Raw genomic sequence first — 18,950 nt, forward strand, 5'->3', positions numbered from 1 at the left:
TCGCTCCCACATTTTTTATGTGTGAGTTCAGACTGAGGTGCTGACCAGCGAACCGGAAGTACTGCTGTCCGAATCCTGCAACGCCTGCAACAACGCCGCCGACGCCGTTTGCAACGACGCCGAGGTGCTGGTGACCTGAGCTTGCGCGGCGGCGACTTCGGTCATCTTGGCTTGATCACTTTCCTTTTTGGCCTGAGCCGCTTGAAGCGCCTGTTGCTCTTCCTGCAATTGCTTCTGCAGTTCGGCAATCTGCTTGCGCAGTTCTTTCACGGTATCCGATTCATCGCTGCTGGAACTGCTGTCCCCCGCTGGCGCCGCTCCACCGCCCGCCCCGACTTGGCTGGTGTCGGCCTTCACACCGGTGCTGGCCGCTGCTGTGGTTGAGGTGTCGTCGCCCGAGTCGGCAATCGAGGTTTTACTGGTGGGAGTGCTGACGGTCTGATTGATCGAAACAGACGTGATGCTGACCATGGGAAATCTCCAATGCCGGTTATAGATAACCGGGCATCGGCGGCGGTCTGCACGAATTGAGATCGACTGTGTACCGACTCGGTAACCGAACCGGTACACAGTCACTGGCCGGTCAGACGCTCAGGCGAGCAGTGACGTCGTTCAGTTGGCCGGACAGGCCGTGCAGGTTCTGGCTGGCACTTTCGGTGCGCTGCACGTTGTCGAGGTTGGTGCTGGCGATCGAGGTGATCTCGGTCAGGTTGCGCGAGATGTCTTCGGCGACCGAGGTCTGCTCTTCAGCCGCCGTGGCGATCTGACGGTTCATGTCGCGAATTGCCTCCACCGCATGGGTGATGCGCTCAAGCATCGCGCCGGCCTGGGTCACTTGCTCGACGCTTTCATCGCTGCGGGTCTGGCCGCTGTCGATGGCCTGGGCCGCGTCCACCGCACCGGTCTGCACACTGTGGATGATCTGGTTGATCTCGATGATCGACTCCGCCGTACGCTGCGCGAGGTTGCGAACTTCGTCGGCAACCACGGCAAAACCACGCCCGGCTTCACCGGCGCGGGCCGCTTCGATGGCGGCGTTGAGCGCCAGCAGGTTGGTCTGCTCGGCAATTCCGCGAATCACTTCCAGCACCTTGCCGATGCGGCCGCTGTCAGCTTCCAGGCGACGGATGACCGTGGCGGTGTTGGCGATTTCGCCACGCATCTGGGTGATGCTGTGGATGGTGCTCTGCATGACCTTTTCGCCCTGTTGCGCGGACTGGTCGGCATCGTCGGCCGCACGCGCAGCGTCAGCCGCATGACGGGCAACTTCCTGGGCGGTGGCGGACATTTCGTTCATCGCCGTGGCCACCTGATCGGTGCGGTTGAACTGCTCGTTGGTGCCGCCGGCCATCAGCGTGGCGATGGCGTTCAACTCGCCGCTGGCGCTGTCCAGATCCTTGGCGCTGCGTTGCAGATGATTGAAGGTTTCGGCGAGGAAATCGCGCAAGGTGTTGGCGGCGGCCGCCAGGTTACCCAGCTCGTCCTGACGGTCACTGGCCACGCGCTCGGCCAGCCGCCCCTTGCTCAACTGGGTGACGTAGTCGATGAGTTTGCGGATCGGCTCGACCAGGTTGCGGTTGACCAGCCACAGACTGAGCAAACCGATCAACAGACCGGACGCGAGCATCACCAGCAGCCCCAGCCATACGGTGCGATCGGCACTGGCGCTGATCTGTGCCGATTGCTCGGTGCCCTGCTTGCGCAGCTCGGCCACCAGCTCACTCATCTGGTCGCTTGCGGCACGGTCGACGCCTTTGACGGCGGCATCGCCCGCAGTCGGATCGGCACCGGCGGAGACGTAGGCATCACGCCCCTTCTGGTACGCAGCACCCAGCAGGCGGTGTTCTTCGCGCAGGCGATCAATGCGGGTTTTCAGCGCAGGCTCGAGGCCTTTCTGGTTGGCCAGCTCACCGAGGATGCCCTGCACATCACGCTGACGGTCTTCGAACTGGCCCCAGTACTTGGCCAGATCCGCCGGTTGCTTGCCGCGCAGCAGAACGTTTTTCCACTCCTGAACCTGCACCTTGAATTGCAGGTTGGCTTCGTCGATCAGTTGCGAGGTGTGCAAAGGGCCGGCGATCAACTGGCTGTAACTCTGCACGCCGTTGGACAGGAAGTGGAAGCAGGCCAGCGCGATCAACAGCATCGCCAGCAGGCTGCCGCTCAGCAGGGCGAGAATTTGCGCTCTCAGGGATTTTTGCAGCATCGCAGGTACTCGGGACAGGGATGAGGCACGTCCGTCAAGACGTGATTTTTTGGCCGGACATCCGTGTCGGCGGACCTCGGCTCTTGGCCGAAGGCGCGCAACCTAACTCATGCGTGATCGGCGTGCCAGAGCCCTTCTTGAGAAAAATCCGACCGCCGGTAACGCGTTGATTTGACGTCATTTTGCTGTCACAAAACGGTCATGTGACATTGCGATGATGCGGCTCAGGTGAATCTGCAAATCCCGCGACAGACGCCTCCTCGCAGCGAGCCTTCATGAACCACAGCCTCGATATCAGTCATCGTGATCCTGACCTGTTCGGCCTGCTTTACGGCTTTCGGTTTCGCCCCGGCGAACGCGGGCGCGAGGTGGATTCGGCAACCGCCCTGCGCTGCCTGCAAGACGAAAGCGAGGGCGATGAATTTCTCTGGCTGCACCTGAACCTGGCCCACGCCGCGTGCGAGCGCTGGATGAAAAGTCATCTGCAATTGCCCGAAGAGTTTTTCGAAGCGCTGCACGAAGGCTCGCGTTCGACCCGCATCGAGCATGTCGATTCGGCGTTGCTGGCAGTGGTCAACGACGTGGTGTTCAACCTCAGCAGCATGGTTTCTTCGGACGTATCGACGCTGTGGGTCTGCGTGCGCAGCAAACTGATCGTCAGTGCGCGTCTGCAACCGTTGCACTCGGTGGACAAGTTGCGTTCTTCGGTGAAGTCCGGCGAGTGCTTTCGTTCGCCGCTGGAACTGCTGGTGCACCTGCTGCGCGATCAGGGCGAAGTGCTGACCCAGATCGTGCGCAAGACCAGCATGAGCGTCGATCAGGTCGAGGACGAATTGCTCTCCTCGCGGCTGTCGACCAACCGCGCCGAACTCGGTGCCAACCGACGAGTGCTGGTGCGCCTGCAACGGCTGCTGGCATTGGAGCCGGGCTCGCTGCTGCGCCTGCTCAACCGGCCGCCGCCGTGGTTGCAGAAGGAAGACGTGAAGGAGTTGCGCAAGTCCACCGAGGAATTCGCGCTGATCATCAACGACCTCACGGCCCTCGGTGAGCGGATCAAGCTGTTGCAGGAAGAGATCGCCGCCAACCTCAACGAACAGAGCAACCGCACGCTGTTCACCCTGACAGTGGTGACGGTGCTGGCGCTGCCGATCAACATCATTGCCGGTTTCTTCGGCATGAACGTTGGCGGTGTGCCGCTGGCTACCGATCCGGAAGGGTTCTGGATTCTGGTGGCGCTGGTGGCGACGTTCACCGTGATTGCCGGACGCTGGGCGTTTCGCAAGCGGCGGGATTACTAAACTCCGATCTCCTGTGGGAGCGAGCTTGCTCGCGAATGCGGACACCCGGATGACATCTGCTTTGCTGACACACCGCAATCGCGAGCAAGCTCGCTCCCACAGTGTTACTGACTGAATTCGGATCAGTGGACCGGCTAAAACCCCAAACACTGATCTGTCGCAGCCTCTCTGTAATATTTAGCAACGATCATGGGCGACACTCCTTCCCCCGCTCAGGATTGTCCTCCCATGGCTACTCCCTCCCTGACCGCCAGCCCGGCCCCCGCTGCCAGTGGCAGGCCGGCCCTCTACAAGAAAACCGGCCCGTTCACCTACGTAGTGTTTTTCGCGGTGCTGGCGATGGGGCTGCTGTTCACCGCCTACAGCCTGATGCACGACATGCACGAACTCGGCACGGTGGTCACCACCTGGACGCCGTTTCTGCTGCTCGGCGTGGCGCTGTTGATTGCGCTGGGCTTCGAATTCGTCAACGGTTTCCACGACACCGCCAACGCGGTGGCGACGGTGATTTACACCCATTCGCTGCCGCCGCATTTCGCAGTGGTCTGGTCGGGCTTCTTCAACTTCCTCGGGGTGCTGCTGTCGAGTGGCGCGGTGGCGTTCGGCATCATCGCGTTGCTGCCGGTGGAGCTGATTCTGCAAGTCGGCTCGTCCGCCGGTTTCGCGATGATCTTCGCCCTGCTGATCGCGGCGATCCTGTGGAACCTCGGCACCTGGTGGCTGGGCCTGCCCGCCTCGTCATCACACACGCTGATCGGATCGATCATCGGCGTCGGCGTAGCGAATGCCCTGATGCACGGCCGCGACGGCACCAGCGGTGTGGACTGGGCGCAGGCGACCAAGATCGGTTACGCGCTGTTGCTGTCGCCGCTGGTGGGCTTCGGTTGCGCGGCGCTGTTGCTGCTGGCGCTGCGCGCGTTCGTGAAGAACCGTTCGCTGTACAAGGCGCCGGAAGGCAACACCCCGCCGCCGTGGTGGATTCGTGGTCTGCTGATCCTGACCTGCACCGGCGTGTCGTTCGCTCACGGCTCCAACGACGGCCAGAAAGGCATGGGCCTGATCATGCTGATTCTGGTCGGCACCCTACCGATGGCTTATGCGCTGAACCGCACCATGCCGGAAGAACAGTCGCTGCAATTCGCCGCTGTCGCCCAGGTGACCCAGCAAGCGCTGGTGAAAAGTGCGCCACTGCCGGCACCGACCGATCCACGCGCAGTGCTCTCCGACTACGTGCGCAGCAAGGAAGCCACGCCGCAACTGATCCCGGCCCTCGCCTCACTGACCGGACACATCGGTGAAGAAGTGAAGGGCTACGGCTCGCTGGCGAAAGTCCCGGCCGAGGCCATGGGCAACGTGCGCAACGACATGTACCTGGCCAGCGAAACCATTCGCCTGATGGACAAGAACAAGGTCGGCACCTTCGACGCCGACACCACCGGCAAGCTGCAACTGTTCAAACAACAGATCGACAACGCCACCCGGTTCATTCCGTTGTGGGTGAAGATCGCGGTGGCGATTGCGTTGGGGCTGGGCACCATGGTCGGCTGGAAGCGGATCGTGGTCACGGTCGGCGAGAAGATCGGCAAAACCCACCTGACCTACGCCCAAGGCGCTTCGGCTGAAACCGTGGCGATGCTGACCATCGGCGCCGCCGACATGTTCGGCCTGCCGGTGTCGACCACTCATGTGCTGTCCTCGGGCGTGGCCGGGACCATGGTTGCCAACGGCGGCGGCTTGCAGATGAAGACCATCCGCAATCTGCTGATGGCGTGGGTGCTGACGTTGCCGGCGGCGATTCTGCTGTCGGGCAGTCTGTATTGGCTGTTTACCCAGATCTTCTGACCCCATCAATCCTGTGGGAGCGAGCTTGCTCGCGATGGCAGCGTATCAGCCACCTCTGGGATGACTGTCCCGATGCTATCGCGAGCAAGCTCGCTCCCACATTGATTCGCTCAAGACCTTTAAAGGGTGGAGCGAATCAAATCCCCCAGCCAGTCCATGAACACCCGCACCCGCAACGGCAGATGCCGCTGCCTCGCGTACAGCAGTGAAATGCCCATCGCCGGCGCGGTGTATTGCGGCAGCACAGTGACGATCTCGCCGCTGTCCAGATAGGTGTTCATGCCGGTGCGCGGCACCTGGATCAGACCGAATCCTCCCAGGCACGCCGATTCGTAGGCATCGGTGCTGTTGACCGTCACACCGCCGGCCATCGGCACGCGGTGAACCTGCCCGTCCTGCTCGTAGACAAACCCCTCCGAACGCGAACCCAGCACACCGACGTAATGCACCAGCCGATGCTGCGCCAGATCCTCCAGAGTCTGCGGCACGCCATAGCGCTCCAGATAAGCAGGGCTGGCGCAGTTGATCATGCTGAAGTCCCCCAGATGCCGCGCCACCACCGACTGATCGGGCTGCGCGCCGATGCGCACCACGCAATCGAAACCTTCGGCGAGCAGGTCGACCCGGCGATCGGTGCTGCTGATTTCCAGTTCCAGGTTCGGATGGCGAGCCATGAATTCCGGCAGCTTCGGCATGATCAGCCGCCGCGACAGAATGTTCGGCATATCGACCCGAATCCGCCCGGTCAGCGACGTTTCGTCCTGGCGAAACAGGTTCTCGATTTCGTCCATGTGCGACAGCAGATCCTTGCTCCGCTCATACAGCGCGAGGCCGTCCTGAGTCGCCTGGACCTTGCGCGTGGTGCGTTGCAGCAGGCGCGTGCCGAGCAGGCTTTCCAGCGCCTGCACCTGCTCGGACACCGTCGAGCGCGGCAGCCCCAGACTCTCTCCCGCCATCGTGAAACTCGACAATTCACTGACCCGGACGAAGGTGCGCAGCAGTTCCAGTTTGTTCATGGGCCACCCGTTAATTGTTCGGACAATCCGACCAGTGATTCCGGTTTCAGTCTGTTTATCACCTCATGGCGGATAAATAAACTTTGCCCCATCAACCGTCACCGCCATCGAGGAAGACCCATGAACCGCAAAATCGCATTGATCACCGGTGCCAGCCGTGGCCTCGGCAAGAACGCCGCCCTGCACCTCGCCGCGCAAGGCGTGGACATCATCGGCACCTACAACAGCCGCGCCGATGAAGCCCAGGCGCTGGTGCAGGAACTGGAAACGCTCGGCGCCAAAGCCGTGATGCTGCAACTGGATGTCGGGCGCAGCGAAGGTTTTGCCGAGTTCGCCGTGCGGGTCGAGCAGGCGCTGCAACAGCTTGATCGTCCGCGCTTCGATTTCCTGATCAACAACGCCGGGATTGGTGTGCATGCCTCCTTCGCTGAAACCACGCCGGAGCAGTTCGACCTGCTGATGAACATACAGTTGAAAGGGCCGTTCTTCCTGACTCAACGACTGTTGCCGCTGATCAACGATGGCGGGCGGATCATCAACATTTCCAGCGGTCTGGCCCGTTTCACCCTGCCGGGTTATGCGGCCTACGCGGCGATGAAAGGCGCGATGGAAGTGCTGACCCGTTATCAGGCCAAGGAGCTGGGTGCACGGCAGATCGCCGTGAATATCCTGGCACCGGGCGCCATCGAAACCGACTTCGGCGGCGGCGCGGTGCGCGACAATTCGGCGCTGAACGCGATGGTCGCCAGCAACACCGCGCTGGGCCGTGCCGGGCAGCCGGATGACATTGGCGGTGCGCTGGCATTGTTGCTGTCGCCGGGCGCGCAGTGGATCAATGGTCAGCGGATTGAAGCGTCGGGCGGGATGTTTCTCTAAACCCTGCAAAATCCCGGACAAAAAAATCGCAGCCCTTACAGGCTGCGATTTTTTGTTTCAGCTCTGGCAGACGCTGCGCATCACCAGCCGCTCGCGCACCACGTCATACCCCCAGTGGTAGACGTAGGTGTACGGCAGGAAGAACAGCAGCACGCCGATGTCGAGCAGGAACGCCTGCCACAGGCTGACCGACAACCACCAGGCAATCAGCGGCACGCCCATCACGATCAACCCGCCCTCGAACAGCAGCGCGTGCAGAACCCGCACCCAGGCGTTGTGAGCGATGTTCCAGCGTTTGAGCATACGGTCGAAGAAGCCGTTGAACACCACGTTCCAGCCCAGGGCCAGCATCGCGATGGCGATCGTGACGGCGCCCATTTCAACCAGCGGTTTGCCCATGATCCACGCCAGCAACGGGGTACAGATCAGGATCGCCAGCAATTCGAAACCGATGGCCTGGAAGATACGTTCAGTGATGGATTTGTTGGCAGTCATGGCCGAACTCCTCTGTGAAGATGGTTGCCATGATCCAGCACCGCACCGATACTTCATAACCAATAACCATCGATCAAGGCGATAGTTCATGGCCTCTCAGGAAGTGTTGCTGGCGTTTGTCCAGGCGGCGACTCAAGGCTCGTTTTCAGCGGCAGCGCGCAAACTCGGGCGCAGTCAGTCGACGGTGAGCGCGGCGGTGGCCAGTTTGGAGATCGATCTGGATTTGATCCTGTTCGACCGCAGCAGCCGCAAACCGACGCTGACCCCGGCCGGCCACGTAATGCTGCAACGGGCCGAAGCGATTCTGTCCGCCACCAGCCGTCTGGAAATGACCGCCCGACAATTGGCCCAGGGCGTCGAGCCGAAACTCACGGTGGCGATTTCCGACACTTATCAGTCCGACCGTTTCGAAGCGGCACTGGTGGGGTTCGAGCAGCGCTATCCGGATCTGGAATTGGAATGCCTGATCGCCGAGTGCGATGACCTGGTCGAACTGGTACAGCGCGGTCGGGCGCATCTGGCATTCGCCGAGATGCAGGACAACTACCCGCCGGACCTGGCGACCGCGACCGTCGCCGAGCGCACTGAAATCGCCCTGTTCGTCGGCCGCAATCATCCGTTGGCGACTCAGGAATCCATCGATCAAACGGTTCTTGAACAGCATCGCGAGCTGCGCCTGGCCACCATCGTCAATCCCTATGACAGTCGCGGCAAAGGCCGGGTGTGGTCGGCGCCGAGTTATCTGATGTTGCTGGAGATGGCCGAAAAAGGCTTCGGCTGGGCACCGTTGCCGCGCTGGCTGGTGGAGCGTTTCGGCAATGACTTGCTGGTTGAACTGAAAGTGCGTGGCTGGCCGAAACCGGTGTTCGTCGATGCGCTGTGGTCGCGGCTGTACCCGCCGGGGCCGGCGGGGAGCTGGTTGCTCAGCAAAATGCTGGAATAGCGGCGCCGCCATCGCGAGCAAGCTCGCTCCCACAGGGATCTCTGCTGGAGCAAAAATTCGCGCCAGACACAGAAGACTGTAGAAGCCCGACTTGCCCGCCATCGCTCCAACTCTGTCAAGTCATGCCGCCGAGACTTCCTGCGGCCGATTGTGCTGGAAGTACTCGTGCAACCCGCGCATCGTCGGCAACTCCAGCGCCTGCGCCGCGTAACACAATCCCACCCGCCGGGTCGGCGCCGGCAAGTGCAGCGCTCGCACGACGATGCGTTCATGCCCGCTGACCAGCGACTGCGGCAACATCGCCACACCGACACCCGCGGCCACCATGTGCAACGCCTGTTGCAATGAACCGGCATGTCCCGCCACCGCTTCCGGCGAGCGTCCATACAACGCCATCAGCCGCTGATGAGACGGATGCTGCGGGCAGGTGATCCAGTCCTCGATCGGCGCCCAGCCGGCCTGCGCGTTGGCCATCGGATGATCGAGAGGCAGCGCCATCACATAGGGCTCTTCCCACAGCGGCAGGAACAGTTCGTCCTCGCAGCACATTTCCTCGACCGCCAATCGACCGTCGCCATGACAACCTTCCTCCAGAGTCAGCAGCAGATTGGGCAGCGCCTGATGAGCCATGCGCACAAAGGCCTCGATGTGGCTGGCGGCGATGTCGCCTTCGATGCCGAGGGTCAGCGGTGCACGGTTTTCGCGGCCGCGAAACATCCGGCTCAGCGCCTCGGATTCGGCCACCATTCGTCGTGCCTGCGGGTACAGCAAGCGCGCTTCGTCGCTGACTTCCACACCACGGGGCTGTCGCACGAACAGCGTCGCGCCGAGTTCTTCTTCCAACTGTTTGATGGTCACCGACAACGTGGGCTGACTGATGAACAGCCGTTGCGCGGCAGCGGTGATGTTGCGTTCCTCGAACACCGCGAGAAAGGCTTTGAGATGGCGGATATCCATAGGAGATTCCGATAGCAGACAGAGGAATAAGGCATTTTTCAGCCTCCAGCAGGCTAAATATACTGCGTCACGAATCTGGTTATTTGTTTTTCTTATCTCAGGAGTTCAACCATGAGCAAGCCACTGATCATCATCACCGGCGCCAGCTCGGGCATCGGCGAAGCCACCGCCCGCCGCTTGAGCGCTGCCGGCCATCCTCTGCTGTTGCTGGCTCGACGCATCGAACGCCTTGAAGCACTGGCCCTGCCGAACACCCTCAGCCGCCGCGTCGACATCACCGACCGCGCCGCCTTGCTGGCCGCTGTGGCCGAGGCGGAAGCGCAGTTCGGCCCGGCCGATGCGCTGATCAACAACGCCGGGGTGATGCTGCTGGGCGAGATGAGCAAACAGGACCCGGCGCAGTGGGACCAGATGCTCGACGTCAACGTGAAAGGCCTGCTCAACGGCGTGCACGCGGTGGTCGCCGGGATGATCGAGCGCAAGCACGGCACGATCATCAACGTCAGCTCGGTGGCCGGGCGCAAGACGTTCCCGAACCATGTGGCGTATGTCGGGACCAAGTTTGCGGTGCACGGGTTGTCCGAGAATCTGCGTGAAGAGTTGTCGCCGCATAACGTGCGGGTGACCACGATTGCACCGGGTGCGGTGGAGACCGAGTTGTTGAGCCATACCACGGATGAGGCGATCAAGACCGGGTATCAGGCGTGGAAGCAGGACATGGGTGGGACGGTGCTGAGTGCCGAGGATGTGGCGACGGCGATTGCCTATGCGTATGGGCAGCCGCAGGGGGTTTGTATTCGGGAGATTGTGATGGCTGCTACGCGCCAGCAAGCCTGATCCATTGTTACAGACCTTAATGGCCCCTTCGCGGGCAAGCCCGCTCCCACATTTGATCGCATTCCAATTGTGGGAGCGGGCTTGCCCGCGAAGAGGCCAATATTGCCAACGATCCTTTCGGATCAGTCCAGTGCTTCAAGCCGCCCCTCGATAAACCGCCGCTCCGGCTCCTGCCGCGTCAACTCCAGCGCCCGGGAATACGCTGTCCGCGCCTCTTCCACCCGCCCCAATTGCCGACAAAACTCCGCCCGCGCCGAATGCGCCAAGTGGTAATCCTGCAACTCCCCGCGCTGCAGAATCCCTTCGATCAAGGTCAATCCCGCCAACGCCCCATCACGCTTGGCCACCGCCACCGCCCGGTTCAACTCGATCACTGGCGACGGCACCGCCCGCAGCAACACGTCATACAGCCCGACGATCTGCTCCCAGTCCGTCTCCCCTGCCGTCGGCGCTTCGGCATGCACCGCCGCAATCGCTGCCTGCAGGCAGTAAGGCCCGAAACGTCCCGTGGTCAGCGCTTTTTCCACCAGATCGCAGCCTTCGGCAATCAGCTCGGCACTCCACAATCCGCGATCCTGATCATCCAGCAGAATCAGTTCTCCATCAGCCGTGGACCGCGCCGACCGCCGCGACTCATGCAACAACATCAACGCCAGCAGCCCCATGACCTCCGGATCCGGCAACAACTCCAGCAACAACCGCCCGAGACGGATCGCCTCGCGGGTCAGGTCTTCGCGGGTCACCTGGGCGCCACCGGACGCCGAATAACCCTCGTTGAACACCAGATAAATCACCCGCAACACACTGTCGAGGCGCTCGGGCAATTCGCTCAGGCTCGGGACTTGATAAGGGATTTTCGCGTCGCGAATCTTCGCCTTGGCGCGCACAATGCGCTGGGCAATTGCCGCCGGGGCCGAGAGGAATGCGCGGGCGATTTCTTCGGTGGTGAGGTCGCAGACTTCACGCAGGGTCAGCGGCACTTGCGCGTCCGCCGCCAGCGCCGGGTGGCAGCAGGTGAAGATCAGGCGCAGGCGATCGTCTTCCACGTCTTCAGCGTCCCATTCGGACTGTTCCAGTTCTTCCAGCTGCGCCAGCAATAACGGCTGCGAGGCCTTGAACCGTGCGCGACGGCGCAACACATCGATCGCCTTGAAGCGCCCGGTGGATACCAGCCAGGTTCGCGGATTGTCCGGCACGCCGTCGCGCTGCCAGCGTTCGACCGCGACGAAGAACGCCTCGTGCAAGGCTTCTTCGGCGAGGTCGAAATCGCCGAGCAGGCGGATCAGGGTCGCGAGGATCCGCCGCGAGTCTTCGCGATAGACCTGCTCGACCCGCGCCCTGACCTCAGACATTCAACTGGCGCACGGGACGCACTTCGACGCTGCCGACCCGGGCCGCCGGAATGTTGCCGGCGACCTGAATCGCTTCGTTGAGGTCCCGCGCGTCGATCAGGTAGAAACCGGCCAGTTGCTCCTTGGTCTCGGCGAACGGGCCGTCGGTGATCGACAGCTTGCCGTTGCGCATGCGCACCGTGGTGGCGGTCTGCACCGACTCCAGCGCCTCGGCGGCGACCATCCGGCCGCTGCCCTGGATCGACTCGGCGTAGGCCCAGCATTCCGCATCTTCCGGGCTGTCGGGCGACGAATGCAGCAGGCGCTCATCGCTGTAGACCAGGCATAAATACTTCATGGCGTTCTCCTGAATCGGACGGATCAACTATGGCTGAAGATCAGGGTTTCACATCAAACAGGGTCGCGCCGCTCATCGGGTCGAACGGTGCCGACCAGTGTTCGTGGGCGATCTTCCACGCCCCGCCAACCTGCCGGTAGCACGCGGTGACGCGCATCCAGCAACTCTGGGTTTCGCCCTTTTCATTGGTGCCGCCGCAGTTGGCGACCCAGTGGGCGAACGCGATGTTGTCGGCGGTCTCGATGGCGATTTCGTGGAATTCGAAGATGTGCGGGCCGGGGCACATTTCCATGCAATCCACCCAGTGCGCGCGGTAGGCCGGTTTGCCCTTGAATTGCAGGGCCTTGATCGCATCGAAGGAAACGATGTCGTCGGCGTACAGGGCCATGACCTTTTCCACGTCCTTGGTCATCACCGCCTCGCGGTAGGTGTCGATCAGGCTTTGAATCTGCGCTTGCGTACTCATGGGGTTTCTCCCTGGTTTTTTGTTGTGAAGACACCCTTAGTCGTTCGGCGATTTACCGGATCGACAACCGAAACAAAAAATTTCCGAAGAAGACAAACTCGCTAGAATCCGAGGCTCATCTTTGTAGGAAAAAGGAAATTCCCGTGTCAGCCCGACTCGTGCCTTACGAAAGCCTGAACGCCACCCAACGCCAACAGGTCGAGGCCATTGAAATCCACGCCGAGCAGATCAAGTTCTCCGGCGACATCCACGGTGCGTTGCATACCTTGCTGTCGAAACCCGGCCCCGGCGTGAAGGGTTTTGCGCTGCTGGCCGAGGAAGTACCGGTAGCGTTCCTGCTGCTCAAGCGCCCGCCGGTGTTGCCGGAATGGGCCGATCAACACAGCGCCACTCTGCATGCGTTGCAGGTCGATCACCGCGCACAGGGCAAGGGTTACGGCAGGGCCTGCCTGCTGGCGTTGCCGGAGGTTGCGCGTCAAGCCTGGCCGGAAATCAAAGGGCTGGAACTGTCGGTGGACGCCGACAACGACGCCGCGATTGCGCTGTACGCCAAGTACGGTTTCGTCGACAGCGGCGAAGCGTACAAGGGTCGCATCGGTTACGAGCGGCGCATGGGGCTGTTCTTCTAATCGTCGAGGGAGCAACGATGATCGATTCAATCGAAGCACTGGAAGCCATTTACGGACGGCCCCACGAGCGGGCGGTGCGCAAGCAGATCGATTTTCTCAACGAGGACTATCAGGCGATGGTCCGGGTCTCGCCGCTGGTGATTGTCAGCTCGGTCGGCGCCGACGGCATCGACGGTTCGCCGCGTGGCGATGCGCCGGGGTTTGTGCGGATCATCGACGAGCGCACCCTGGCCCTGCCGGATCGTCCGGGCAACAACCGCATCGATACCCTGCGCAACGTGCTGCACGATCCGCGGGTGTCGCTGCTGTTCATCATTCCGGGGATTGGAGAGACGTTGCGGGTCAACGGCACCGCGACCATCAGCGCTGATCCCGAGTTGCTGGAAAGCTTCGCGGTGAATGGCAAACCAGCGCGCACGGTGTTGCTGGTGACGGTGGAGGCGGCGTTTTTTCATTGCTCGAAAGCGTTTGTGCGTTCGGATGCGTGGAATCCGCAAACCCACCTGCCACGCTCGGCGCTGCCGACGGCGGGCGCGTTTCACAAGCGTCTGAATGATGGGCAGTTTGATGCCGAGGCCTATGATCGCGAGGCTCCGACGCGGGTGCTCGACACGCTGTACTGACCAAAACTTGCAAACACCATTCTCCCTTGTGGGAGCGGGCTTGCTCGCGAAGGCGGTGGGTCAGTCAAACTAAATATCGACTGACACGACGCCTTCGCGGGCAAGCCCGCTCCCACAGGGGATTTGCAGTGTTCTTCAGAGGGTCAGAATCATCTCGTGCCACGCCATCCCGCCGTGGTCGGACTCGGACGGTTTGATGTAGGCAAAACCGAATCCGGCGTACAGCGGGATGTGCCGTTCCTTGCACATCAGGTGAATCGTCGCCTTGCCCTGCTCGCGCATGCGCACGATGAATTCGCCCAGCAAGCACTTGGCCAGACCCTGGCCCTGATAGTCCGGATGCACCACCACCGACATGATCACCACGTTCGGCCCGGCCGGGTCGTGGCCGATCAGTTCCTTGAACGCCTCGTCCGACATCTGCACATCAAACGCCGCGCCGGAGTTGATGAAGCCGGCCACCTGCCCATCCACCTCGGCGACGATGAAACCGTCCGGCCAGGTGGCAATGCGCGTGGCGATCTTCTCGCGGGTCGCGGCTTCGTCACCCTCGTAAGCGAGGGTTTCGATGGCATAGCAGCGGTCCAGGTCGGCGGCGGTGACGTGGCGGATGACGGTGTTCATGGCGGCTCGAAATCAGTGGAAACAAGAGCGCCAAGGATAAAGGAATAAGGTGTTCATATCGATCCGCGCAGGGGGCGTAAAACCTGCGTATAAGCGCTTTTCTTCGGATTCGGGACGGTCTATTTCTGACGTCTGTCTCTGATCACCCGAGGAGGGAACCGTTTATGAGCAGCGTGGAAATCGGTTTGTTGATGGTGTTGGGCATCAGCTTCTTCGGCTTCATTACCCTGGGCATCGACCTGTTGCGGGCACGACGGATCAAGGGCAAGTAAGGCTCGACCGGCAGCGCGAAGCGGGTTCGCGCTGCCGGTTGCCGATCAGGTTTTCTTTTCCACCGGGACGCAGATTTCCAGCTTTCCGGTATTGGTTTTCGGATTGAAATCGGCGCTGTAGCGTTCCAGCTCCGGGGCGTTAAGGCCCTTGTATTCGGAGGCCGGCAGCCAGGTTTTGTAGATGTACTCAATGGTCTGCGGCAGAAGATCCAGCGAACCCTTGTGTTCGAACACCGCGTACTGGCGTGGCAGGATTTCGATCCACGGATATTTTTCCTGCGGGAAGTCATCCAGCTTGCGGATTTCGACTCCGGCCATGTAATCGAAGCCGCCGTTGCCGTCGAAATTGCTGCAAACGCCGTAGGTCACTTCGCCCTTCTGCCCCGGAATATTTCCGATGTGCGGGATCAGTTTTTCCCACAGCGCAGGGATGTCCTGAACGGTCTCTTGGGTGAAACGATCGCGAAATCCTGCAATCAGCAGGAAGTGTCCATGTTCGAAGCGAGGTTCAGCCACTTCGACGCGTTTTTGCTCATCCATGACTCGACTCCTTGAACGAAAAAAGTGGGTTCGGCTGGGAGTATAGAAGCCAAACCCGATTCGCACATTTACAGCGTATGCAGGGCTTCGGCGGCACCGGAACCGACGAACTCGTTATAGCCGGATACAATCACGTAGACCGCGAAATAGCAGAAGATCGCTGCAGATGCCATGTAGGAATAGCGCAACAGTTTGTCGCCCAGTAACTTGCCGCCATGGCTCGCGGCGAAACACAGGCCTGCCGACCACAACAGCCCGGCGCACAAGAAACCGCCGAGGAACAGCGCCGAGCTCACAGGACCGCCGCCACCGGAACGGGCGATCAACGTGCCGCCCACTGCCGCGAACCAGAGGATGGCGCTCGGCGACGACATGGCGAGAAAGATCCCACGGAAGAATTCCTTGCGATGGGAGTTCTGGCCGACCTCGGCGGTCGCCGCCAATTGCGCCTCGTGGTGGATCGCCGAATAGATCATCTTCGCCGCGAAGTAGATCAACAGCGCCGAACCGCCGATCCACAGCACCCAGCGCACGGTTTCGTATTGCAGCAGAACGGTCATCCCGGCCAGCGCCAGCACCGCGTAGATCAGGTCGCCGACGCAGGTGCCGAGGCCCAGCGCGAAGCCCTGAAAATAGCCGCGCTGCATCGCCAGGGTGATCATCGCGATGTTGGCCACGCCGATATCCAGGCACAGCGAAAGGCTCAACAAGAAGCCGCTGGTGAATTCCATCTACCGATTTCCTTGGGAAAAATTGTTTGTACTCAGGGGCTGGACAGTCCGCCATCGCTGCCCTTATCTTCCGCCACAGGTCACCGCAGTGACCAGCGTCGCTCGGACGGTTCCGGGCGCTTACGTTATCCGAGGCAACAATGGCTGAACAAGGTTCGCCGCGCCGCTTTGCGCGCATAGATCGACTCCCCCCTTACGTTTTCAACATCACTGCCGAGCTGAAGATGGCCGCCCGACGTCGTGGCGAAGACATCATCGACTTGAGCATGGGCAACCCCGACGGCGCCACGCCGCCGCACATCGTTGAAAAACTGGTGCAGGTTGCACAGCGCGAAGACACTCACGGTTACTCCACGTCCAAGGGCATTCCGCGCCTGCGTCGGGCGATTTCCAACTGGTACAAGGAACGCTACGAGGTCGAGATCGACCCGGAAAGCGAAGCCATCGTCACCATCGGTTCCAAGGAAGGCCTGGCGCACCTGATGCTGGCGACCCTGGACCAGGGGGACACCGTGCTGGTGCCGAACCCGAGCTACCCGATTCACATCTACGGTGCCGTGATTGCCGGCGCCCAGGTACGGTCGGTACCGCTGGTGCCGGGCGTGGATTTCTTCGCCGAGCTGGAACGGGCGATTCGCGGCTCGATCCCGAAACCGAAGATGATGATCCTCGGCTTCCCGTCCAACCCCACCGCGCAGTGCGTTGAGCTGGATTTCTTCGAGCGGGTGATCGCCCTCGCCAAACAGTACGACGTGCTGGTGGTGCACGATCTGGCCTACGCCGACATCGTCTACGACGGCTGGAAGGCCCCGTCGATCATGCAGGTGCCGGGCGCCAAGGACATTGCGGTGGAGTTCTTCACCCTGTCCAAGAGCTACAACATGGCGGGCTGGCGCATCGGCTTCATGGTCGGCAACCCGGAACTGGTCAGCGCCCTGGCGCGGATCAAGAGCTACCACGATTACGGCACGTTCACCCCGCTGCAGGTGGCCGCGATTGCTGCGCTGGAAGGCGATCAGCAATGCGTGCGCGACATCGCCGAGCAATATCGCCAGCGCCGCAACGTGCTGGTCAAAGGCTTGCATGAACTGGGCTGGATGGTCGAGAACCCGAAAGCCTCGATGTACGTCTGGGCGAAGATTCCCGACGCCTACGCGCACCTCGGCTCGCTGGAGTTCGCCAAGAAGCTGCTGGCCGAGGCCAAGGTCTGCGTCTCGCCGGGTGTCGGCTTCGGTGAGTACGGCGACGATCACGTGCGCTTCGCATTGATCGAAAACCAGGACCGGATTCGTCAGGCGGTACGCGGGATTCGCGGGATGTTCCGGGCGGATGGCCTGGGCACGAAAACAAGCGGTTGACGCAAAACCTGTGGGAGCGAGCTTGCTCGCGATGAGGCCGTCACTGCAACAAAGATGTCGACTGGACCACCGCTATCGCGAGCAAGCTCGCTCCCACAAAGATTTGTGGATTCCGTGAAAAGTCATCGCCCACAAAAAAACCGCATCGCTGCGGTTTTTTTGTGCCTGCATCTTCTTAAACGAAGAGCCCCTTAGACGAACAGCGACAACAACAGAATAAAGCCCAAACCCACCACCGACAGGATGGTTTCCATCGCGGTCCAGGTCTTGAAGGTCTCGGCCACGGTCATGTTGAAGTACTGCTTCACCAGCCAGAAACCGGCGTCGTTGACGTGGGACAGGATCAGGGAACCGGCACCGGTGGCCAGCACCAGCAGCTCACGGTTCACGCCCGGGATCATCCCGACCACCGGTACCACAATGCCTGCGCCAGTAATGGTCGCCACGGTGGCCGAACCGGTCGCGATACGGATCACCGCCGCCACCAGCCACGCCAGCAGGATCGGCGAGATCTGCGCGCTGACCGCCATGTGGCCGATCACGTCACCCACACCACTGGTCACCAGCATCTGCTTGAAGCCACCGCCGGCACCGATGATCAGGATGATCGCGGCAGTCGGCGCCAGGCTCGCGTCCAGCCACTTGAGCATCTGCTGAGAACCGATGCCCTGCTTGTAGCCGAAGGTGTACAGCGACAGCAGCAATGCCAGCAGCAGTGCCGAGATCGGGTGACCGATCATGTCCATCCAGGTGCGGAAGAAATGACCGTCCGGCAGCGCCACGTCAGCAAAGGTTTTCAGCAGCATCAGGAACACCGGTAGCAGCACGGTGACCAGGGTGATGCCGAAGCTTGGCAGATCCTGCGAGTCCGACTCACGGGCCAGTTGATCAACCAGTTCCTGATTCGGTGTACCGGGAATGTGCTTGGCGATGAACGTACCGAAGATCGGGCCGGCGATGATGGCGGTCGGCAGCGCGACGATCAGACCGTACAGAATGGTCTTGCCGATGTCGGCACCAAACACGCCGATGGCCAGCAGCGGGCCCGGGTGCGGTGGCACCAGGCCGTGCACGGCGGACAGGCCGGCGAGCAGCGGGATACCGATCTTGATGATCGACACGCCTGTGCGGCGAGCAACGATGAACACCAGCGGAATCAGCAACACGAAGCCGATTTCGAAGAACAGCGGAATGCCCACCAGGAACGCGGCGAACATCATCGCCCACTGCACCTTGTCCTTGCCGAACGCACGAATCAGGGTCTGGGCGATCTGATCGGCACCGCCGGATTCGGCCATCATCTTGCCGAGCATCGTGCCCAGCGCCAGGATGATGCCGACGAAACCGAGCACGCCACCGAAGCCGTCCTGGAACGCCTTGATGATGGTGCCGATCGGCATGCCGGACGTCAGGCCGAGGAACGCGGCAGCGATGGTCAGGGCAATGAAGGGGTGAATCTTGAATTTGGTGATCAGGACGATGAGTCCGATCACCGTGACCACTGCATCTAGCAGCAGGTAGGCGTCATGGGACATGCCAAACATGAGG

20 protein-coding genes and 1 pseudogene are annotated in these 18,950 nt (G+C 61.4%); 8 read left to right on the forward strand and 13 right to left on the reverse strand.

The genetic code is table 11. The features are described 5' to 3' along the window. Positions 1–27 precede the first annotated feature (27 nt). From N8H71_RS17360 to N8H71_RS28890, 3 genes and pseudogenes are all read right to left on the reverse strand, one after another. Positions 28–471 carry a hypothetical protein gene (locus tag N8H71_RS17360; RefSeq protein ID WP_262194933.1) on the reverse strand — a complete coding sequence of 148 codons (444 nt, stop codon included), beginning with the start codon at positions 469–471 and terminating at the stop codon, positions 28–30. Positions 472–583: 112 nt separating this feature from the next. Next, a complete protein-coding gene (locus N8H71_RS28885; protein ID WP_371924007.1) occupies positions 584–1,351 on the reverse strand; it encodes a methyl-accepting chemotaxis protein in 768 nt (255 codons plus the stop codon). A 165-nt stretch (positions 1,352–1,516) separates the two neighbouring features. Continuing rightward, a pseudogene (locus N8H71_RS28890) lies at positions 1,517–2,206 on the reverse strand (methyl-accepting chemotaxis protein); the annotation flags it as partial. A gap of 275 nt (positions 2,207–2,481) precedes the next feature. Here N8H71_RS28890 and N8H71_RS17370 point away from each other — a divergent pair. Together N8H71_RS17370 and N8H71_RS17375 are read left to right on the forward strand one after the other, a co-directional pair. Beyond that, a complete protein-coding gene (locus tag N8H71_RS17370; protein WP_262194935.1) occupies positions 2,482–3,504 on the forward strand; it encodes a transporter in 1,023 nt (340 codons plus the stop codon). Between the two features lie 228 nt (positions 3,505–3,732). Next, positions 3,733–5,346: an inorganic phosphate transporter gene (locus tag N8H71_RS17375; protein ID WP_262194936.1), complete on the forward strand. Its 1,614-nt coding sequence runs from the start codon at positions 3,733–3,735 to the stop codon at positions 5,344–5,346. Positions 5,347–5,465: 119 nt separating this feature from the next. Here the strand turns inward: N8H71_RS17375 and N8H71_RS17380 are convergent, their stop codons facing one another. Beyond that, positions 5,466–6,362 (reverse strand): LysR family transcriptional regulator, encoded by an 897-nt coding sequence (locus N8H71_RS17380; protein WP_262194938.1) that lies wholly within the window; start codon positions 6,360–6,362, stop codon positions 5,466–5,468. A 120-nt stretch (positions 6,363–6,482) separates the two neighbouring features. Between N8H71_RS17380 and N8H71_RS17385 the strand changes: the two genes are divergently transcribed. After that, a complete protein-coding gene (locus tag N8H71_RS17385; protein WP_262194939.1) occupies positions 6,483–7,238 on the forward strand; it encodes an SDR family NAD(P)-dependent oxidoreductase in 756 nt (251 codons plus the stop codon). A gap of 57 nt (positions 7,239–7,295) precedes the next feature. Here N8H71_RS17385 and N8H71_RS17390 read toward each other — a convergent pair whose 3' ends face one another. Further along, entirely contained in the window at positions 7,296–7,733 is a 438-nt protein-coding gene (locus N8H71_RS17390; RefSeq protein ID WP_262158627.1) for a multidrug/biocide efflux PACE transporter, read from the reverse strand. Between the two features lie 88 nt (positions 7,734–7,821). Here N8H71_RS17390 and N8H71_RS17395 point away from each other — a divergent pair, with 88 nt between their 5' ends. Further along, positions 7,822–8,676, forward strand: coding sequence for a LysR family transcriptional regulator (locus N8H71_RS17395; RefSeq protein WP_262194940.1), 855 nt, complete (start codon positions 7,822–7,824; stop codon positions 8,674–8,676). Between the two features lie 120 nt (positions 8,677–8,796). Here the strand turns inward: N8H71_RS17395 and N8H71_RS17400 are convergent, their stop codons facing one another. Next, on the reverse strand, positions 8,797–9,633 hold the full coding sequence (locus N8H71_RS17400) for a LysR family transcriptional regulator (RefSeq protein ID WP_262194941.1): 837 nt from the start codon (positions 9,631–9,633) through the stop codon (positions 8,797–8,799). A 111-nt stretch (positions 9,634–9,744) separates the two neighbouring features. Between N8H71_RS17400 and N8H71_RS17405 the strand changes: the two genes are divergently transcribed. Further along, on the forward strand, positions 9,745–10,470 hold the full coding sequence (locus tag N8H71_RS17405) for an SDR family oxidoreductase (protein WP_011335572.1): 726 nt from the start codon (positions 9,745–9,747) through the stop codon (positions 10,468–10,470). Positions 10,471–10,592: 122 nt separating this feature from the next. Here the strand turns inward: N8H71_RS17405 and N8H71_RS17410 are convergent, their stop codons facing one another. Genes N8H71_RS17410 through N8H71_RS17420 form a run of 3 tightly spaced genes read right to left on the reverse strand, consistent with a single transcriptional unit; the run spans position 10,593 to position 12,625 of the window. Then, positions 10,593–11,822: an RNA polymerase sigma factor gene (locus tag N8H71_RS17410; RefSeq protein ID WP_262194943.1), complete on the reverse strand. Its 1,230-nt coding sequence runs from the start codon at positions 11,820–11,822 to the stop codon at positions 10,593–10,595. Further along, positions 11,815–12,159 (reverse strand): YciI family protein, encoded by a 345-nt coding sequence (locus N8H71_RS17415; RefSeq protein WP_007951101.1) that lies wholly within the window; start codon positions 12,157–12,159, stop codon positions 11,815–11,817. Before N8H71_RS17415 ends, N8H71_RS17410 begins: the two co-directional genes overlap by 8 nt. 40 nt (positions 12,160–12,199) lie before the next feature. Continuing rightward, positions 12,200–12,625 (reverse strand): YybH family protein, encoded by a 426-nt coding sequence (locus tag N8H71_RS17420; protein WP_085606525.1) that lies wholly within the window; start codon positions 12,623–12,625, stop codon positions 12,200–12,202. Between the two features lie 143 nt (positions 12,626–12,768). On the opposite strand from N8H71_RS17420, the gene N8H71_RS17425 reads away from it, so the two are divergent. Next, on the forward strand, positions 12,769–13,254 hold the full coding sequence (locus N8H71_RS17425) for a GNAT family N-acetyltransferase (RefSeq protein WP_262194944.1): 486 nt from the start codon (positions 12,769–12,771) through the stop codon (positions 13,252–13,254). 17 nt (positions 13,255–13,271) lie between these two features. After that, complete coding sequence (locus N8H71_RS17430; RefSeq protein ID WP_262194945.1) at positions 13,272–13,877, forward strand: pyridoxamine 5'-phosphate oxidase family protein; 606 nt, start codon at positions 13,272–13,274, stop codon at positions 13,875–13,877. A 135-nt stretch (positions 13,878–14,012) separates the two neighbouring features. On the opposite strand, the gene N8H71_RS17435 is transcribed toward N8H71_RS17430, so the two are convergent. The 3 genes from N8H71_RS17435 to N8H71_RS17445 all read right to left on the reverse strand — a co-directional run bounded on the left by N8H71_RS17435 (position 14,013) and on the right by N8H71_RS17445 (position 16,044). Continuing rightward, positions 14,013–14,501, reverse strand: coding sequence for a GNAT family N-acetyltransferase (locus N8H71_RS17435; protein WP_262194946.1), 489 nt, complete (start codon positions 14,499–14,501; stop codon positions 14,013–14,015). A 317-nt stretch (positions 14,502–14,818) separates the two neighbouring features. Then, entirely contained in the window at positions 14,819–15,313 is a 495-nt protein-coding gene (locus tag N8H71_RS17440; protein WP_262194948.1) for a GyrI-like domain-containing protein, read from the reverse strand. A gap of 68 nt (positions 15,314–15,381) precedes the next feature. Continuing rightward, the gene (locus N8H71_RS17445) at positions 15,382–16,044 is read right to left on the reverse strand and encodes a LysE family translocator (protein WP_262194949.1); all 663 of its coding nucleotides are present in this window, start codon (positions 16,042–16,044) and stop codon (positions 15,382–15,384) included. 140 nt (positions 16,045–16,184) lie between these two features. Between N8H71_RS17445 and alaC the strand changes: the two genes are divergently transcribed. Beyond that, positions 16,185–17,402: an alanine transaminase gene (gene alaC, locus N8H71_RS17450; RefSeq protein ID WP_262194950.1), complete on the forward strand. Its 1,218-nt coding sequence runs from the start codon at positions 16,185–16,187 to the stop codon at positions 17,400–17,402. 191 nt (positions 17,403–17,593) lie between these two features. Here alaC and N8H71_RS17455 read toward each other — a convergent pair whose 3' ends face one another. Beyond that, complete coding sequence (locus tag N8H71_RS17455; protein WP_085745164.1) at positions 17,594–18,946, reverse strand: GntP family permease; 1,353 nt, start codon at positions 18,944–18,946, stop codon at positions 17,594–17,596. Positions 18,947–18,950 lie beyond the last annotated feature (4 nt).

The sequence above is a fragment of the Pseudomonas koreensis genome (genome assembly GCF_025447595.1).
GTDB lineage: Bacteria > Pseudomonadota > Gammaproteobacteria > Pseudomonadales > Pseudomonadaceae > Aquipseudomonas > Aquipseudomonas koreensis_H.

What these genes read in the sequence shown, in the direction of transcription:
- N8H71_RS17430 (WP_262194945.1), top strand. Translation starts at nt 13,272, where the DNA reads ATGATCGATTCAATCGAAGCACTGGAAGCCATTTACGGACGGCCCCAC.
- N8H71_RS17410 (WP_262194943.1), bottom strand. Translation starts at nt 11,822, where the DNA reads ATGTCTGAGGTCAGGGCGCGGGTCGAGCAGGTCTATCGCGAAGACTCG.
- N8H71_RS17455 (WP_085745164.1), bottom strand. Translation starts at nt 18,946, where the DNA reads ATGTTTGGCATGTCCCATGACGCCTACCTGCTGCTAGATGCAGTGGTC.
- alaC (WP_262194950.1), top strand. Translation starts at nt 16,185, where the DNA reads ATGGCTGAACAAGGTTCGCCGCGCCGCTTTGCGCGCATAGATCGACTC.
- N8H71_RS28885 (WP_371924007.1), bottom strand. Translation starts at nt 1,351, where the DNA reads ATGGCCGGCGGCACCAACGAGCAGTTCAACCGCACCGATCAGGTGGCC.
- N8H71_RS17375 (WP_262194936.1), top strand. Translation starts at nt 3,733, where the DNA reads ATGGCTACTCCCTCCCTGACCGCCAGCCCGGCCCCCGCTGCCAGTGGC.
- N8H71_RS17445 (WP_262194949.1), bottom strand. Translation starts at nt 16,044, where the DNA reads ATGGAATTCACCAGCGGCTTCTTGTTGAGCCTTTCGCTGTGCCTGGAT.
- N8H71_RS17415 (WP_007951101.1), bottom strand. Translation starts at nt 12,159, where the DNA reads ATGAAGTATTTATGCCTGGTCTACAGCGATGAGCGCCTGCTGCATTCG.
- N8H71_RS17435 (WP_262194946.1), bottom strand. Translation starts at nt 14,501, where the DNA reads ATGAACACCGTCATCCGCCACGTCACCGCCGCCGACCTGGACCGCTGC.
- N8H71_RS17400 (WP_262194941.1), bottom strand. Translation starts at nt 9,633, where the DNA reads ATGGATATCCGCCATCTCAAAGCCTTTCTCGCGGTGTTCGAGGAACGC.
- N8H71_RS17405 (WP_011335572.1), top strand. Translation starts at nt 9,745, where the DNA reads ATGAGCAAGCCACTGATCATCATCACCGGCGCCAGCTCGGGCATCGGC.
- N8H71_RS17420 (WP_085606525.1), bottom strand. Translation starts at nt 12,625, where the DNA reads ATGAGTACGCAAGCGCAGATTCAAAGCCTGATCGACACCTACCGCGAG.
- N8H71_RS17440 (WP_262194948.1), bottom strand. Translation starts at nt 15,313, where the DNA reads ATGGATGAGCAAAAACGCGTCGAAGTGGCTGAACCTCGCTTCGAACAT.
- N8H71_RS17395 (WP_262194940.1), top strand. Translation starts at nt 7,822, where the DNA reads ATGGCCTCTCAGGAAGTGTTGCTGGCGTTTGTCCAGGCGGCGACTCAA.
- N8H71_RS17370 (WP_262194935.1), top strand. Translation starts at nt 2,482, where the DNA reads ATGAACCACAGCCTCGATATCAGTCATCGTGATCCTGACCTGTTCGGC.
- N8H71_RS17360 (WP_262194933.1), bottom strand. Translation starts at nt 471, where the DNA reads ATGGTCAGCATCACGTCTGTTTCGATCAATCAGACCGTCAGCACTCCC.
- N8H71_RS17385 (WP_262194939.1), top strand. Translation starts at nt 6,483, where the DNA reads ATGAACCGCAAAATCGCATTGATCACCGGTGCCAGCCGTGGCCTCGGC.
- N8H71_RS17380 (WP_262194938.1), bottom strand. Translation starts at nt 6,362, where the DNA reads ATGAACAAACTGGAACTGCTGCGCACCTTCGTCCGGGTCAGTGAATTG.
- N8H71_RS17390 (WP_262158627.1), bottom strand. Translation starts at nt 7,733, where the DNA reads ATGACTGCCAACAAATCCATCACTGAACGTATCTTCCAGGCCATCGGT.